Source organism: Pusillimonas sp. SM2304 (genome assembly GCF_031628915.1).
GTDB lineage: Bacteria > Pseudomonadota > Gammaproteobacteria > Burkholderiales > Burkholderiaceae_B > Pusillimonas_C.
In genome coordinates, this window is record NZ_JAVLUJ010000001.1 from 227,253 (window position 1) to 242,965 (window position 15,713).

Below are 15,713 nucleotides of genomic sequence, written 5' to 3' on the forward strand. Positions count from 1 at the left end.
ATTGCTCGGAAAGTATGGGGTATGCGTGACAAGGCGAGACCTCGTTGTTTTGCCCTGCGAAACAACGAGGAAAACATCCCTTGTTTTGCATGTCGAAACAATCGCTGCTTCTGATCAAATCACTGCCCTATCCTTCAAATGATAACGAGTGGGAGGCGACCGGCCGCCCCGGGGCAAGCTCGCCAATTTGGCATGTCATTACATACTGAGGGAACACCATGGCTTTGGATTTCAGCTTTACATCGCAACAAGATGAGTTCCGTGCATTCGTAGCGGATTTCGCGAGGCGCGAGATACAGCCCCACGTTCGGGAATGGGACGAGAAGGGCATTATGCCGCGGCACGCTATCAAGAAAATGGGAGAGGTGGGCCTGCTGGGACTCATCGCGCCAAAGTCGCTCGGAGGCGCCGAAGCAGATTACGTCCAATTGGGTATTGCCATCGAGGAAATTGGGCGCATCGATACAAGCTGCGCAATGATCTGCTCTATTCAGAATACCCTACCTAACCTCGTGCCTGGCTGGACAGACGAAATTCGAAGGGATGTCATTCGCGGAAAGCAGCTGGTAAGCATCGCGACCTCTGAAACCGAGGCGGGCTCTGATGTGTCGAACATGGAAACAAGAGCCGACGTAGATGGCAACGAGTATGTCATCAATGGCCGAAAAATACATGTCAGCCTCATGCCCGGCGCAACCGTAATGGGTGTCACCGCCAAAGTAAAACAAAAAGATGGCAGCAACCGCATCACTTTCCTTCGCGTTCCGGCCGACTTGCCTGGCATCACATGCGAGGAAATGCCCGAGATGGGAACAAGGTCGCATCAACTGGGCATTGTGGACTTCAATAACGTACGCATTCCGCTTGACAGTGTCTTGGGCGGAGAAGGCGAGGGAAAAGCCACCTTGTATGCACGTTGGAACGTCAGCCGCTGCTTGAGTGCGCTGAATGCGCTGGGTGCGGCCCAGCAGGTGCTTGACGACACGATCAGCTACGTCAAAAAGAAGAAGGTATACGGGCAACCGATAGGTATGTTTCAGGCCATCAGCTTCCCCTTGATCGAGCATTACACGCGAATCGAAAGTTGCCGTCTTATGGCCTACAAAGGATTATGGCTGAATACTCTGAACAAAAACGCGGCGCGCGAAGCAGGTATGGCGAAATGGAGTTCAATCACCTCTTCCGTACAAGCGATATATGACTGCCTTCAAATGCATGGCGCCTCGGGCTACCTGAAGGAGCTCGATATTGAACGCCGCTATCGAGATGTGATTGCGCTTACTTTTACCGGCGGCACGATCAATGTCATGAAACTTACGGTCATCCGCGAGCTGCTCGGAAAAGAGTTCATGGGTATTAGCGGAGCTCAGGGCTAATCATGGCGGACACGATCTCTTTTGACGATTTTGACGCGCTGCGTCGGTCGGACCAAGAATGGGCCTTATTCGACATACGTGAAACAGCCGAGGCCGATGCGGGACATATACCCGGCGCAACCTTCCTTCCACGCAGGATGATAGAGCTACGCATCGCAGACCTTGCGCCCGATATCGGCACGGAAATAGTGGTGTACGACGATGGCAATAGCCGGCGTGTGGAACTGGCGCGCGAATCACTCGTACGGCTTGGATATACCAACGTCCGGATTCTGAATGGCGGGTTTATTAAATGGATGGCAACGGGCCGCGTCCACACCTCGGGTACAAATGTGCCGGGCAAATTCTTCGGCGAGCGTATACATGAAACCAGGGACGTGCCCTTTATCCCCGTGAAGGAGCTCAAGAGATGGCAAGATGAAAAGAAGGATTATCTCGTCTGCGATATTCGCACGCCCACAGAGTACGCCGACAAGCGCATCCCGACTTCGCAAGGCGCGTTCGGGGTCGATCTGGCCTCGCTGGCCCATGATTTACAACAGAAATCAGTACCGATCATCGTGCATTGTTCAGGCCGGACCCGGGGCATCATCGCTTGCCAGACTTTACGCGAGCTGGGAGTGCAGAATGTCTATGCCCTGGAAAATGGCACCATGGGGTGGCAGCTCGAGCACTTTGATCTAGAGAAGAAGCCCCCACGCGGCGTGCTCGAACCGACCCCCGAAAGCGTACAAAAGGGGAAGATCCGGGCTAAGGAACTAGCGCATTCAGTGGGCGTGGCAGAGGTTTCGCCGTATGAGCTGAGTGGTCTGCTTGAAAAGCGGAGTGAGCGCAGCCAGAACGTATATATATACGATGTGAGGCAGGTCCATGAGTACAGGACAGCCCACCTGAAGGGCTCTTTGTCCCTTCCCGGCGGCCTGGCCATTCAACGTGTAGATGATTTCATGCCTGTTAGACGGGCTACTTCCATATTGGTGGACGACGATACAGGCCGCGCGCATCTGACCGCCTTCTGGCTGAAGCAGTTTGGCTGCGTCCATGCATGCGTTCTGAGCGGTGGCCTGCAAGCGTGGAAGGAAGCCGGCTTTGCGGTGGAAGCGGGCAGAAAACGCCAAGCTCCGCTTGGACTGGATGCCGCTAGCGCCAACACTGCCTTTATCACTGCGCAGCAACTTTCCGGGCTTCGCCCACAGCCTCTTATCGTGCATGTTGATACCAGTCGTTCGTACGAATCAGGACGGGTCCCCGGCGCGATTTGGATTCCCTATGGCTGGCTTGAATACCACTTGCCCGCCCATATGGCCTCCCACGCCACCCCGGTCGTTCTGACCTGCCGAAACGGTGCGCATTCAATCTTTGCCGCATCCAATTTGAAGCGCTGGGGCTACACCAACGTAAGCGTTCTGGAAGGAGGCCTAAAGGCATGGGCAGACAACTTCCAGACCGAGAACGGCTGGCCGTCGCATATCTTACGCACGCCCGATACGGTTACGCCCCCGTACGAATCGGGGCTCAAGGCCATGGCCAGATACCTGGCGTGGGAGCTACGGCTGACGGAAAGCTTATCGGAAAACGCTTTCTAAGCAGCAGTCAACATAGCGAAACAACGCATTGGATTTCGCTATGTTGAACGGTTCTTGACGCTGCATTGCTAGGATAAGCATAAATGCAAACACATCAATATTACCCAACAGACGAGAGCGCACGAGCACTATGAATTTCGAACTCACCCCCAAGCAGAAACAGGTATACGAGACGGTAGGCGAGATCAGCAGGACGGTATTCAAGGCGAACGCCGCCAAGCACGATGTCGAGGCAAGCACGCCACGCGAGAATCTGCGTGCTTTGTTCGATGCCGGCCTGAACGGAATAACAATTTCAGAACGCATGGGCGGCATGGGAAGCGGAACGGCTGGAGAAGACCCCCTGCTGTACTTGCTGGCTGTCGAGCAAACGGCTCGTGGCGACATGTCCACTGCGCAATGCTTTCATATCCATTGCCATGGCGCGCACTACGTGGATCAGATAGGAACCGATGAGCAGCGCGAGCGCGTTCTGAAACCCGTACTTGAGCAAGGCACTTTACTGAATGCCACGGGCAGTGAGCCTGGCCGCACATCCAGAGGCGCCTACAACTTGATCACTGCCGCCGAACCCACCGATGGCGGCTACATACTAAACGGCGTAAAGAACTATGCCACCTTGGGCGCGGACGTAAGCTATAACCTGATTTTCGCAGGCGTTAAAGGGATGGCAGGAAGCGACGGCCATCTTGGCATCCTGGTGCCCCAGGATGCCAAGGGTTTCTCGGTTATCCAGGAATCGTGGAACCCCATCGGAATGAGGGGTGCGCACAGCCCTTCGTTCAAGCTGGATAATTGTTTTGTCGACAAGAGCAACGCCCTGGGCGAGCTGGGCATTTATCCTCGTGAGCGCTGGCAGGCACGATTTCACCTTAGTTTCGCTGCTCAGTATCTTGGCGGCGCGGAGGCCATATTTGATTTGCTTTGCGAATACCTGCCCAAGCGTGGAACGGCAAGCGACTCGTATACACAGCTCCGGCTGGGCGAGATCCGCGTAGGAACGGACTCAGTGCGCTGGCTTATCTATCGGGCCGCCTGGATGTGGAAGAACAGTGACCGTGAGCAAGCCGAGCTGTTTTCCATGTGCGCAAAGCACCGCGCCATAGAGAATGCAGTCATGGCCATGGACAAAGGCGCCCAGATCGCCGGATCAAGCGCGTTCTGGGCCGACTCTCCAATGTCGCGCTTATTCCGGGACCTGCGCATCCACACCTTGCATGAAAACCTCGATAAAACAGCATCGACATTGGGCAAGTTCTATCTCGGTGAGCCCTACGACACTACCGCTCGCCTTTAGTAGAACGATGTAGGGAATATGGACATGGATTCTCGTGAATTCCGTAATGCTCTGGGGCGCTACCCCACCGGTATCGCTGTCATCAGCGCCCACGGAGCCGATGGCCGCTTGGTGGGATTGACCGCCAATTCCGTCACTCCCGTCAGCGCCGATCCCGTCCGACTGGCATGGAGCCTGGGCGCCAGTTCCAAAACACGCATTGTTTTTGAGCAAGCCGATTATTTCTCCGTCAACATCCTGGCGAGCAACCAAGTGAATATTGCGCAGCAATTTGCATCCCCTATCCCCGACCGATACGTTGACATCAGCTATGAGCTTGCCGGCTGTCATCGGCTGCCAAAAATTGATGGAAGCCTTGCGTGGTACGCCTGCCGTCTACTCGAGTCCTCGGTAGTGGGAGATCACGTGATGTTCATTGGCGAGGTGACCGAAAGCGAAGTATCCGATGGCGCCCCCCTTCTGTACTTTGCTGGGCGATTCGCCCAAATACACTGATGGCGAGAGATTCCTATGTCTAATTCCGATCACTCACTGCTTGCAGGCGACCCGGCACCCATGCCGCCAGAAATTATAGGAAGCAGCGTCGACATGAACCGCCCTTTCTGGAATATGGGGCGGGAAACCATGCCTATAGAACAGATGCGCGCTTTACAAACCGGCAAGCTCCGGCGCCAACTGATGTACTTGGCCGAGTCCTCCGATTTCTACAAAGAGAAATTTCGCGCCAGCGGCTTTGTTCCTGCAGCGTTTCAAACGATCGAAGATATACAAAGCATACCTTTCACGACCAAGGCTGAATTGCGGGAAAGCCAGGAAAACCACCCCCCTTTTGGCTTGCACCGTGCGGCTCCCATGGAGCGCATCGTACGCGTAACCGCAACGTCGGGCACAACGGGTAAGTCTGTATTTCAGGGCTATACGCTACATGACACGACACAACGTTCGGAAAGCCTTGCCCGCGCGCTTTGGGGCTTCGGCGTACGGCCCGGCGACAGAGTGGTGAATGGCTTTGCGCTCAGTATGTTCAATGCCGGCATACCGATGTGCGCGGCGGTCGAAAAACTCGGCGCTGTCAGCATTCCCGTGGGAGCGGAACGCCGCGTGGAAGGCATGTTAAAGCTAATGCAACAACTGAAGGCAACTGTATGGATCGGTACCCCATCGTTCATTTCCGCCCTTGCCGAGCGGTGCGAAGAAGTGCTGGGCATGCGTCCTAACGAACTGGGCCTTCGCATTATCTGCGGTGGCGGCGAATCGGGCTTTGAACAACCGGCCTTCCAGAAACGCATGGAAAAAATCTGGGGAACGCCTCATGTATACGATTTTGCCTCGACCTCAGATGCTCACCCCAACTCATTTGCCCATTGCAAACATCGTAACGGCAAGCACCATCTTACCCCGGACATGGTGCTGATTGAATTGATCAACCCCGAGACTGGCGCACTGCTGGACATGGCGGAGGGGGTGCAAGGAGAGTATGTCTTCACCCATCTTGACAGGCAGGCGTGCCCGCTTTTGAGATACCGCACGGGAGACATCATAAAAGTGTACACATCGGCATGCGAGTGCGGTAGAACAGGATTCCGAATGGACATTGTCGGCCGAAGCGACGACATGCTGATCATTAGAGGGGTGAACGTATTTCCCTCGGCCATCCAGTCGGTCATCGGCAAGTTCTCGCCTCAGGTGAATGGCGCCATGCAGATCGTCCTGGAAACGCCCGGACCCGCAGTCAAGCCACCATTGCGTCTTCGCGTCGAAGCAGCCAATGCCGATCAAGGCCTGAAAGCAACCATGGAACAAACGCTGCGCAGGGAGCTGACAGTAACCACCGATATTGAGTTCGTTCCGCCAGGAGCGCTGGCCCGGACCGAAACAAAAACCAAGCTAATTGTGCTGGAGGGTTCATGAATACAATCGCATTGCAAAAACACTGCCAGCCTCAACGGCATCGTGTCGCAGGGGGGCTGGTGCTCATTGGATACGAAGATGAAGATAAACGGTTGCACTCGATAACGGCCAGTTCATTCAATTCGTTGTCTTTGTGTCCACGCCTGGTCATCTGGTGTGTGGCGCATGAACAAAACGGCAGGCCCAGGATGCCGGAGGGGGCTCAGTGCGGCTTGAGCGTCATGGCGGCCGATCAACGAGACCTCTGGAGCCACTGTGTTAACGACCGCGGCGCAGATCATTTTGAGTGGTTCAAAGGCACAGAGCTGGGTGCCCCGTTGATCAAGCACGCAGCCGCCAACTTCGAAGTCACCATAACGCGGCGGATCAATCAGGGATCGTATGTGCTCTACATCGGCGAGGTGGGCTCGTTTTCCTATTCAGAAGCATGTGACGGCTTAATCAATTACCTTGACGATCTACGTGTTCCGCTTCTGCACGAATAACGAGGAGCGCTTATACACATACCGTGCTACCGCCATCCACGGGGAGGATGACGCCAGTCAACTGCCGGGAACGGCTTGACAGCAGCCATAAGACCGCTTCTGCAATGTCTGAGGGCTCGCCTATCTTTCGTGTCAGCGCAGGCCGGGCTGACGCAGCAGCGTTCTGATGATGGCTCGACTCAATGGCCGAGAATCTTTCAGACTCGATCGGCCCAGGCGCCACGACGTTGACACGAATATTGTCGTCATAGAAGCGATCAGCCAAACCCTTGCTAAGGAGATTGACAGCCGCATTTGCGCAGCCCCCTGGAAGATGCGTGGGCAAAGGCTGTCGAGCGCTGCGGCCCGAAATATTCACAATATCCCCCTGCCCCTGCTTGATCATATAAGGAATGGCTGCTCTGCACGTGCGGACATAAGCCATGAGCTTGCTGTCCAGGATTTCTTGCCACGCCTCGTCGTCAAGCTCCAGAAAATCGGCAAACCGGGATACAGAGGTCGTATTGACCAAAGCATCGATGCGCCCATGAGCAGCGACAATGCCCTGAATGACCACGTTGATCGCTGAGTCAAGCCTGACATCCACTTGCGCAATGTCTACACTCTCGGCGCTAAGGTCCGACTGCAGCGCTTTGAGCTTATCAAGCGACCGACCTGATGCAACGACGACAGCACCCGATGCCACCAGTTGCCGGCATATTATTGCGCCTAAAGCGCCAGTGGCGCCCACCACCCATACGACTTTTCCTTCGAACTCAGAGTCCCTCATTTTTCACCCTTTTATACGATTACATTCCCAAGAAGAAGTCAGCCATATTGGTAACTGACTCAATGTTTTCGACTCGTTCAATCAAGCTGTCGATTTGCGCTGGCCCGAGGGGCGCCAGCCCCATTTTCAGACAACCCCGAGCTTTTTGCTGGAGCGCGGAAGGAGCGAATTCGGCGCTTGTGGCCCCCGGGAAGACATCGATCCGTTGAGAAAGCTTCTGGCCTGACGCCAGCTCGAGAATCACAGTGGCCGGTACCAGCTCGCCATTATTCTCCGGGTCGATTTCTATCGCGATACGCTCAGCAATATCGCCTATCGCCGGATCTCGTACGCTTGCCGGCTCGAGATCCTCCAGCTCGAAGCGATGACGCAGCAGGGCACAAGCCACTGCATACTTTGCGTTGAACTGAGCCAATACCGCAGGATCTTGCTTATCGAGCAGGAACTCGCCTCCAATCATGCGGTTCATGAACTCGGAGATCCGAACGCTGATTCTGGCCACATCGCCAGCCCTGACAGAATGCTTTTCGGTGAGCGCCAGGGTAGCTTCGATCAACGCGTGCGAGCAACCGCAACATGGGTATTTCTTGATGTGAATCGCACTGTTCTCATACTTATCGCCCAGTTGGAGCAAAGCCTTATCAAAATCACACGTCTGATACAGCGAAGATAGCCCGAACCGGCCTTCAAGCGGCATCGAAGGCGCCGTAATACCCGCGCTGGCCAACATGGCTGAGAAAACGCCTCCCCTGGCGGAAAAGGCAGCCATAAACCGCTTGGTCAAACTCTTTTCCAGCATCGACTGCTGAGTGCCCGCAACCTGAAATAATGCGATGCCCAAAGCGTTCGAAATCACTGCTTGGTCGCCCCCCATCAGTTTCGCACTGGCGGCCGCAGTTCCGAAAATTCCAAATATCGACGTAAAGAACCACCCGTCATGGCCTTGCGCGGATAGGCTCAACCGGCAGTTGATATCGTCGGCCAATACCAGAGCGGCCAGGAAGTCTTTGCCCCTGCATCTGAATTGCTGCGCAACTGCCATGAGCGCTGGCAGCGTCATGATCTGCGAATGCATGACCGCATCCAAATGCAAGGGGTCAAAATCAAGCGCCGCCGCTGCCGCACTGTTCACGAATGCCGCATCAAGAGCGGGCGCACTGGCGTGCATGCCCCAAATCCGGCACGCGGACCCATGACTTTCATGGCCCGCCTGCGCAACATCGGACAGTGCATATCTGGCCTGTTCAATACCGGTCGCATTGGCACCTGCCCACGCCACGGACAAGGTGTCCAGGATCAAGGCTTTGGATGCCCTGACAGCATCCGCCGGCAAGCTTTCATACCGAGTACCGGCAACGTGCCGAGCCAACAGGGAAGATACGCTGTCAGCGGGTTCTTCGGTGTGCATGAATGGCGATGACGCGGTATTCAACATATTCGTCTGCTCCTAAGGCGTATTATTTGATAACAATCTGTGCATCCTTGGCCACCTTCTCCCACTGCGCCATTTCAGACACAATGAACGATCTAAACGCGTCGGGAGAGGTTCCTTTGGGATTCAGCATTTGTTTTTCCAACTGTGCACGGATACCCGTGCCGCCCAGGATTTCACCCATAGCATCACTGAGCCTTTCAGCAATCGGCCCAGGTGTTCCCGCCGGCGCCACCACGCCATACCATGAGCCTATCTGAAAGTCAGCCAGCCCCGCCTCTTCTAAGGTAGGAGTATCGGGCAAGATTGATAAGCGTTGATTCCCTCCGACCGCAATAACCTGCAGCCGCTTCTGCTGCACAAAGGAAAGCGCGCCAGGCACCGTGTCGAACATTGCCGACACAGATCCACCCATGATGTCGACCAGAGCAGGCGCGCTTCCCTTGTATACCGCAATGGGAATGTCAATGCCGGTACGCAATTTGAACAGCGCGGCCGACAAATGCGAGACAGACCCCAACGCGTTGGCTGCAAAAGCCAGCTTATCGGGTTCGCGCTTGGCCATGTCGACAAAATCTTGCACCGACTGCAATCCCAACGCTGGATCGACCAATAGAAACATATCCACCGTTGCGACCAGTGATATAGGGGCAAGATCCTTCAGCGTATCGAAAGGCATCGTCTGCATAACGGCGGGATTGATCGCAAGTCCCGAATAAGCCATCCCTAATGTGTAGCCGTCAGGCGCCGCTTTGGCTACTGCATTGAGTGCCAGATTGCCACCCGCCCCCGGCCGATTCTCCACCGCGACTGGCTGTTTCAATTTTTTCTCCAGCTCGCTGGCGATCAGTCTTGCAACGATATCTGTTGTGCCGCCGGGAGACGCTCCAACCAGCATGCGGATTGGCTTATCAGGATAGTCTTGTGCCATGCCCGGGGGGCCGGCCAAGCCTAGGGCAAGTGCCAGCAACAGCCGGCATATTGTTCCTTTAGTAATAATGTGCACGTCGTTCATTTGCCGGCCTCCTTGTCGGACCCTTAGTCCGTTTCGTATTCTAGGTACGACGCCAGAGCAGACATTGAAATGATTCGCTATGCGAAATATTTAAACCTTAAATATGCCTTTTATCCTATTCTGTTTGTCATATCGAAACGCGCCCCAACTATTCGTGATCGAGGAAAATTAAATGAACAATTTATATACCGACTCCGTATCGCGCGATCGTGAGTTGCACGAAGATGACCGCCAGTTCGCGACTACGCTGGCACGGGGACTCGATATCCTGCGGTGTTTTTCCCCATTCAACCCTGAGTTCGGAAACAAGGAGCTTTCGGTTCGCAGCGGCTTGCCCAAACCGACAGTATCCAGGCTTACCTACACATTGACTTGCCTGGGGTACCTCAAGCAGGACAGCACCTCACGAAAGTACCGGCTTGGATCGGCTGTGCTGTCTATCGGGTACCCCCTGCTCGCCAACCTGAGCGTGCGGCAAATCGCCCGCCCGTACATGCGCGAACTGGCAAATTACGCAAAGGGATGGGTATCGATCGGAATCCGCGACAGGCTCAATATGATCTATATCGATTCAGAACGATCCAGCACTATTTTGCGAGTCAAGCCTGACGTCGGCCAAAGCTTCCCGATTCTGGTGTCATCCATGGGGCGGGCGTATCTTGCGACGCTGCCAGAATCCGATAGGAATGCATTGCTCAATCAGATCAAAGTAAAGGCGCCTGACCTATGGGAGAAGTATGAAACCCAAATTAGCCAGGCAATTGAACAACATAAAGCTCGTCACTTCTGCACTAGACACAGCGACTTCCTTCCCGATGCTCATTCTGTCGGCGTATGCATGATGCCAACAATCGACAATGAACTGTTCGCTTTCAATTGCGCGATTCCAATCTATGCGCTCCAGCCAAATCAGTTGGAACAGGATATCGGCCCCAAACTGGTGCATATGGTGCGTACGATCGAAAGAGTCGTCAGAGAAGCCAGATTGCATCCCGTGAACTAGAACCAGCGTGATCTTGGGCAGTATCACCTTTTGACAATAGCGCCCTGCTACGTCAAGGCCGATCCAAATCAACCACAGCCCACTAAAGACAGGAGCATCGAAATGAAGCCTTTGAATGGGGTTAACGTCATTGAATTTGCAGGAATCGGTCCCGCGCCGTTTGCCTGCATGCTGTTGGCTCAGATGGGAGCGCATATAGTACGGATTTCGCGCCCGAATCAGACGGTGCCGATGGGCACCCAGGCGACGATTGCCGGGCGCGAAGCCATCGACATTGACCTCAAGAGCGAAGCAGGTATGGAAGAGGTGCGCCAACGCATTTCGCAGGCAGAGATACTGGTGGAGGGATTTCGCCCCGGCGTCATGGAACGGCTGGGACTAGGTCCCCAGGCATGCTTTTCACTGAAACCATCGCTTGTTTATGGCCGCATGACTGGCTGGGGACAGAGCGGGCCGATGAGCGGCATGGCGGGGCATGACATCAATTACATCGCCATTACGGGCGCCCTGGATGCGATAGGCGAAGCAGGGCGCAAGCCTTCGACGCCGTCCAACCTTGTCGGCGACTTAGGCGGCGGAGCGCTCTACTTGGCACTCGGCGTCGTGGCAGCACTAGTGGATGCCCGCGCTAACGGACGTGGCCGCATAGTGGACGCCGCAATTGTGGATGGCACGCTTTCCATGCTTACAGGCGCTTTTGGCATTTTAGCCGCCACAGGCAAACGGAACGAGCGAGGCACGTCTCTGCTGAATGGCGGTACACCCTGGTATGACACCTATGAAACAGCCGACGGCGGCTATATGTCGTTGGGGGCAATAGAGCCAGAATTCTATCGCTGCTTTTGCCAGAAGGCCGGGCTAGGGCCTGAGTGGATCGCAGCCCAGCACGATACAGCGCAGTGGCCCACACTGCGTGCACATCTGGAAGCGCTGTTCCGAACACGCACGCGTGACGAGTGGGCCGCCTGTTTCGACGGCACCGATGCCTGCTGCGTGCCCGTGCTGTCACTAGACGAGGCGGCACGGAATCAGCATCTGCAGGCTCGCGGGGCCTTTCACTTCGTAGATGGCCATCCGAGGCCGGTTCCTGCGCCTAAATTTCTGAACCCTCCCTGAGATCAGAGGCGTGGACAGCAGCGTTGAACAGTCAGGGGCGTCAGCGCGTCGTGTAGTATGTCACTATGCACGCGACACGCATTCGGTCCCAAGCCATGTATCTACTGACACTTTTTACCCGGTTCCGCCCCATCAAAAGCCCCTTGAGCTTTGCCTCCCTGATTCGTCCGTACGGCCGATTCATCGCCGTGCTGGGCATGGCCGTAGTACTAGCTGCTTGCGGGACCAGCAAGCCTTTGGGGCCAGGTCAGTATCGCGTTGTAAAGGGCGACACCCTGACAAAGATTGCGCGCCAGTATGGACAAACCGTTGCTTCCCTGATGCGGTCAAACAATCTGAAGAATCCCAATAACATCCGGGTCGGGCAGATCCTGAATATAAAAGGCGGTGCCCAGGCAAGCACTGCCCCGCCTTCATCGGCGCCACGCCCGTCGGCCGGCCCATCGGTTGCAGCACCGCGATCCATCAAGCTGGTCTGGCCCGCCCAGGGAACACGCAGCCGTGGAACCCAGGCCCACACAACGCAGGGCGTCTATATTGCCGGCCCCGCGGGCTCGCCCGTCAAGGCGGCCGCTGCGGGCAAGGTGGTGTACGCGGGCAACGGCCTGCGCGGTTACGGCAATATGCTTATCGTGAACCACGATACGCATTTCCTGAGCGTTTATGCCCACAACCAGAACTTGCTGGTCAAGGAAGGCGCGCAGGTCAAGCAAGGGCAGACCATTGCCGCGATGGGCAGCACAGGCAGCAATGCCGTCCACCTGTATTTTGAGTTGCGCTACGACGGCAAGGCCGTCGATGCATTGCGGTATCTGCCTAAATAAATCAGCGAAGATGCCTAACCGCGCCCATCCAGCAGAATGAAGGCGATTCTTGCCGGCTCGCTGGAGCGGTTGCTCCACCCGTGGTTGGTGCCGCGCTGGATCAGCACATCGCCAGCCTGCATGGTCACTTCCTCTTCATCCATAATGGCCACGAGCTCGCCAGACAGCAAGATGGCGTAGTCCACGGTGGTGGTCGTGTGCATGCCGGGATGCTGGCCAGGCTCGGGAGCGTGCTGGGCATCGGCGAACAATTGGCCAAAACTGGCCTTCATGGCCCGCGCGCGTTCGGCTGGATCTTTTGGCTCGGGGGGAATGTCGATAATGCGGATCACCGAGCCGTTTTTGGGGGGGAGCACCCCGCCAAGGCCGGCGACCAGGTCCGGGCCGTTGATGTCCGCAGGCGCTGAATCCGTTGCCCATATATTGGTAACGCGGTATCCGGGCCGTTCCGCCACAGTGCGCACAGAAGGCGACGCCCCATCTTCAACAATGCGCGAGCGGCCGTTGGCGTCAATGCCGGTGACAATGCGCCGCAGGGGTTTTGATAGGTCCATCTTGAAAATTCCTTAAGTTCGGTTTGATGTCATTAATTCTGCCTGGCGACAACCTGCCCCGTGCACTCGCCAAATCCGATATCTACATATCCCTCACGTTGGCAGCGGCCTTTGAGGATGATCTCATCACCGTCTTCCAAGTAAGCGCGTACTTCATCCTCAGGCAGCGACAACGGTTCTTTGCCATCCATGGTCAGTTCCAGCAGGCATCCCAGGTCTTTATCAGAGGGGCCCGATACCGTGCCTGATCCCAGCAAGTCTCCTGGCAGCAGCGGGCATCCGTTTTCGGTGTGATGCGTGATCATTTGGGCCACGGTCCAGTATTGGTCCTTATAAGCGGGGCGGCTGATCGTATGCTCACGTTTGTTCGCGCGCATGCGCTCGGTACGCAAAATCACCTCTAGCGAAATATCTATGCCTCCCGCATCTTGATTGGCGCGGGCGTCCAGGTTGGAGACCAGCGCGGCCGCATCCTGATCGCGTTTCGCAGCCGGGCTCCTGAATGGGGCCAGTGCTTCCATGGTTATCACCCAGGGCGAAACAGAGCTCAGGAAACTCTTGGCCAGGAACGGCCCCAGCGGTTGGGCCTCCCAGCGCTGTACGTCACGGGACGACCAGTCGTTAAGCAGGCAAAATCCAAATATGTGCTGCTCTGCCTCTTCGATCGAAATCGGTGTGCCCAATGCATTGCCCTGCCCGACGAAAACCCCCAGTTCGAGCTCGAAATCGAGCTTTTCCGTCGGCGCATAGACGGGCTTTTCGGAGCCATGACGAAGAATTTGACCATGTGGCCGTATGCATGGGGTGCCACTGACGCGAATGGAAGAGGCCCGGCCGTGGTACGCAACCGGCAATGTATGAAAGTTGGGAAGCAAAGGATTGGCCGGGCGGACCATGCGGCCGGTATTGCGCGCGTGATAAATGGACGTAAAGAAATCCGTGTAGTTTCCTATCCGTGCAGGCAAATGCATCACAGCATCGCGTTGCGGCACAAGACACTGGGCAGCCTGCTGTGCTTGCTTTGAACCAGCCCGAAGCACGCCGGACAGTGCGAGCCGGAGCGTTTTAACATGCGCCTTGTCCAGGGCCATCAAATCGTTCAGCGCGTCCTGCGCGCAGGCAGAGGTCACTGCCGAGGGCAATGCGGGTAATGCCCCATGCATGATCGCCGCATCCAGATCAAGGATCTCTTCCCCAATGGCAACGCCAATCCGCTTGCGCTTATCCGATGCGGTGCTGAACAGGCCAAAAGGCAGATTCTGGATGGGGAAGTCCGTCTCTGCAGCGTTGGCGGAACCGACCCAGCTTTTCAATGCGGGATCGTGTGTTTCATCCAGGCCGGCTGCGGTTACGCGTCCCATAGCTACTCCTTGGTGATATTCAGTTCGCGAGTCAGCGCTTCGTTTTCCTTATAGGTTGCCTGCAGCCGCGCCTTGAACTGCGCTGCGGACAGATAGGCCGGAACCTGCTGGAGATTCGCCGCGGCGTCGTTGAACGCCTTCGATTCGACGACCGTCTGGCATAGACCCTCTAACTTCTTCACAATAGGCGCGGGTGTGCCCGCGGGCACGTACAAGCCATTGAGACCCGGCGTAGTGGCCGGATACCCCAGGTCGCTCATCGAGGGCACGTCGGGCAAGGCCGGATGGCGCTTGTCAGAAAGGACGGCCAGGACACGCATATCTTTGCCGCCCAAAGATGAGATGGCGGGCGCGCCAAAGTCCACATGCCCGCCCATCAAGTCAGGGAGCATTTGGCCGTCGCCCCGGTAGCCGATGCCGTTCAGCGTAATGCCAAGCGCCTTTTCGATCGCGGCAACGGAAAGATGCGGGACGGAGCCGGGGCCGGCATGGCCGTACGATACGGCCCCTGGGTCGGCCTTGGCTTTTTGAATTAAATCTTCTAGCGAGCTGATCGAAGAGTCGGGCGTGACGGCTAACGCGAATACGTTCTCGAAAATCTGGCAAACAGGTTCTATTTGATCAGCCTCGAAGGGCATCTTGCTTATAAGGAAAGGCGCGTTCGTCAGTGCAGAGGCCGGCGAGAAAACGACGGTATAGCCATTGGGTTGAGCATGCGCCAACGCTGAAAACCCGACTGTGCCTCCCCCTCCCGGGCGATTGACGACGACCCACTGCTGCTGGGTAAGCTTGGATGCCTCTTCCGAGAATGCGCGGGCCATGGCGTCCACGCCGCCGCCCGCGGCATAGGGAAGGATGACCTCCAGGCGTTTGCTCGGATAAGTATCGGCCGATTCCGCCATGGCCAGCGCCGGACCAAGCGCGGCCGTCAGGGCTAATCCAGCCAGTGTTTTTATAGGAAGGCAAGCACGCGTACTGTGCATA

The 15,713-nt window shown here is 56.2% G+C and carries 15 protein-coding genes; 9 read left to right on the plus strand and 6 right to left on the minus strand.

Translation table 11 applies throughout. The features are described 5' to 3' along the window. The first annotated feature begins 218 nt into the window (after positions 1 to 218). From RE432_RS01030 to RE432_RS01055, 6 genes are all read left to right on the plus strand, one after another. Positions 219 to 1,376: an acyl-CoA dehydrogenase family protein gene (locus RE432_RS01030; protein ID WP_310931359.1), complete on the plus strand. Its 1,158-nt coding sequence runs from the start codon at positions 219 to 221 to the stop codon at positions 1,374 to 1,376. A 2-nt stretch (positions 1,377 to 1,378) separates the two neighbouring features. Further along, complete coding sequence (locus RE432_RS01035) at positions 1,379 to 2,962, plus strand: rhodanese-like domain-containing protein (protein WP_310931360.1); 1,584 nt, start codon at positions 1,379 to 1,381, stop codon at positions 2,960 to 2,962. A 130-nt stretch (positions 2,963 to 3,092) separates the two neighbouring features. Further along, positions 3,093 to 4,259 carry an acyl-CoA dehydrogenase family protein gene (locus RE432_RS01040; RefSeq protein WP_310931361.1) on the plus strand — a complete coding sequence of 389 codons (1,167 nt, stop codon included), beginning with the start codon at positions 3,093 to 3,095 and terminating at the stop codon, positions 4,257 to 4,259. Between the two features lie 24 nt (positions 4,260 to 4,283). Next, entirely contained in the window at positions 4,284 to 4,754 is a 471-nt protein-coding gene (locus RE432_RS01045; RefSeq protein ID WP_310931362.1) for a flavin reductase family protein, read from the plus strand. A 15-nt stretch (positions 4,755 to 4,769) separates the two neighbouring features. Next, on the plus strand, positions 4,770 to 6,170 hold the full coding sequence (locus RE432_RS01050; RefSeq protein WP_310931363.1) for a hypothetical protein: 1,401 nt from the start codon (positions 4,770 to 4,772) through the stop codon (positions 6,168 to 6,170). Further along, complete coding sequence (locus tag RE432_RS01055; RefSeq protein WP_310931364.1) at positions 6,167 to 6,655, plus strand: flavin reductase family protein; 489 nt, start codon at positions 6,167 to 6,169, stop codon at positions 6,653 to 6,655. The genes RE432_RS01050 and RE432_RS01055 overlap by 4 nt, the downstream gene beginning before the upstream one ends. Before the next feature lie 10 nt (positions 6,656 to 6,665). Here the strand turns inward: RE432_RS01055 and RE432_RS01060 are convergent, their stop codons facing one another. Genes RE432_RS01060 through RE432_RS01070 form a run of 3 tightly spaced genes read right to left on the minus strand, consistent with a single transcriptional unit; the run spans position 6,666 to position 9,871 of the window. Further along, a complete protein-coding gene (locus RE432_RS01060) occupies positions 6,666 to 7,388 on the minus strand; it encodes an SDR family oxidoreductase (RefSeq protein ID WP_310931365.1) in 723 nt (240 codons plus the stop codon). Between the two features lie 55 nt (positions 7,389 to 7,443). After that, on the minus strand, positions 7,444 to 8,859 hold the full coding sequence (locus RE432_RS01065; RefSeq protein WP_310931366.1) for an MmgE/PrpD family protein: 1,416 nt from the start codon (positions 8,857 to 8,859) through the stop codon (positions 7,444 to 7,446). Between the two features lie 22 nt (positions 8,860 to 8,881). Beyond that, positions 8,882 to 9,871, minus strand: a complete 990-nt coding sequence (locus RE432_RS01070; protein ID WP_310931367.1) for a tripartite tricarboxylate transporter substrate binding protein — start codon at positions 9,869 to 9,871, stop codon at positions 8,882 to 8,884. A gap of 172 nt (positions 9,872 to 10,043) precedes the next feature. Between RE432_RS01070 and RE432_RS01075 the strand changes: the two genes are divergently transcribed. From RE432_RS01075 to RE432_RS01085, 3 genes are all read left to right on the plus strand, one after another. Continuing rightward, positions 10,044 to 10,874 carry an IclR family transcriptional regulator gene (locus RE432_RS01075; RefSeq protein ID WP_310931368.1) on the plus strand — a complete coding sequence of 277 codons (831 nt, stop codon included), beginning with the start codon at positions 10,044 to 10,046 and terminating at the stop codon, positions 10,872 to 10,874. 102 nt (positions 10,875 to 10,976) lie between these two features. After that, a complete protein-coding gene (locus RE432_RS01080) occupies positions 10,977 to 11,990 on the plus strand; it encodes a CaiB/BaiF CoA-transferase family protein (RefSeq protein WP_310931369.1) in 1,014 nt (337 codons plus the stop codon). A 95-nt stretch (positions 11,991 to 12,085) separates the two neighbouring features. Further along, the gene (locus RE432_RS01085; protein ID WP_310931370.1) at positions 12,086 to 12,814 is read left to right on the plus strand and encodes a peptidoglycan DD-metalloendopeptidase family protein; all 729 of its coding nucleotides are present in this window, start codon (positions 12,086 to 12,088) and stop codon (positions 12,812 to 12,814) included. Positions 12,815 to 12,828: 14 nt separating this feature from the next. Here the strand turns inward: RE432_RS01085 and RE432_RS01090 are convergent, their stop codons facing one another. Genes RE432_RS01090 through RE432_RS01100 form a run of 3 tightly spaced genes read right to left on the minus strand, consistent with a single transcriptional unit; the run spans position 12,829 to position 15,712 of the window. Further along, complete coding sequence (locus tag RE432_RS01090) at positions 12,829 to 13,368, minus strand: cupin domain-containing protein (RefSeq protein WP_310931371.1); 540 nt, start codon at positions 13,366 to 13,368, stop codon at positions 12,829 to 12,831. A 32-nt stretch (positions 13,369 to 13,400) separates the two neighbouring features. After that, entirely contained in the window at positions 13,401 to 14,729 is a 1,329-nt protein-coding gene (fahA, locus tag RE432_RS01095; RefSeq protein ID WP_310931372.1) for a fumarylacetoacetase, read from the minus strand. A gap of 2 nt (positions 14,730 to 14,731) precedes the next feature. Further along, entirely contained in the window at positions 14,732 to 15,712 is a 981-nt protein-coding gene (locus RE432_RS01100; protein WP_310931373.1) for a tripartite tricarboxylate transporter substrate binding protein, read from the minus strand. Between the last annotated feature and the right edge of the window lies 1 nt (position 15,713).

Excerpts from the sequence above, each read along its gene's own strand:
- RE432_RS01065 (WP_310931366.1), bottom strand. The coding sequence starts at position 8,859 with ATGTTGAATACCGCGTCATCGCCATTCATGCACACCGAAGAACCCGCT.
- RE432_RS01075 (WP_310931368.1), top strand. The coding sequence starts at position 10,044 with ATGAACAATTTATATACCGACTCCGTATCGCGCGATCGTGAGTTGCAC.
- RE432_RS01090 (WP_310931371.1), bottom strand. The coding sequence starts at position 13,368 with ATGGACCTATCAAAACCCCTGCGGCGCATTGTCACCGGCATTGACGCC.
- RE432_RS01030 (WP_310931359.1), top strand. The coding sequence starts at position 219 with ATGGCTTTGGATTTCAGCTTTACATCGCAACAAGATGAGTTCCGTGCA.
- RE432_RS01055 (WP_310931364.1), top strand. The coding sequence starts at position 6,167 with ATGAATACAATCGCATTGCAAAAACACTGCCAGCCTCAACGGCATCGT.
- RE432_RS01035 (WP_310931360.1), top strand. The coding sequence starts at position 1,379 with ATGGCGGACACGATCTCTTTTGACGATTTTGACGCGCTGCGTCGGTCG.
- fahA (WP_310931372.1), bottom strand. The coding sequence starts at position 14,729 with ATGGGACGCGTAACCGCAGCCGGCCTGGATGAAACACACGATCCCGCA.
- RE432_RS01100 (WP_310931373.1), bottom strand. The coding sequence starts at position 15,712 with ATGCACAGTACGCGTGCTTGCCTTCCTATAAAAACACTGGCTGGATTA.
- RE432_RS01080 (WP_310931369.1), top strand. The coding sequence starts at position 10,977 with ATGAAGCCTTTGAATGGGGTTAACGTCATTGAATTTGCAGGAATCGGT.
- RE432_RS01040 (WP_310931361.1), top strand. The coding sequence starts at position 3,093 with ATGAATTTCGAACTCACCCCCAAGCAGAAACAGGTATACGAGACGGTA.
- RE432_RS01070 (WP_310931367.1), bottom strand. The coding sequence starts at position 9,871 with ATGAACGACGTGCACATTATTACTAAAGGAACAATATGCCGGCTGTTG.
- RE432_RS01045 (WP_310931362.1), top strand. The coding sequence starts at position 4,284 with ATGGATTCTCGTGAATTCCGTAATGCTCTGGGGCGCTACCCCACCGGT.
- RE432_RS01050 (WP_310931363.1), top strand. The coding sequence starts at position 4,770 with ATGTCTAATTCCGATCACTCACTGCTTGCAGGCGACCCGGCACCCATG.
- RE432_RS01085 (WP_310931370.1), top strand. The coding sequence starts at position 12,086 with ATGTATCTACTGACACTTTTTACCCGGTTCCGCCCCATCAAAAGCCCC.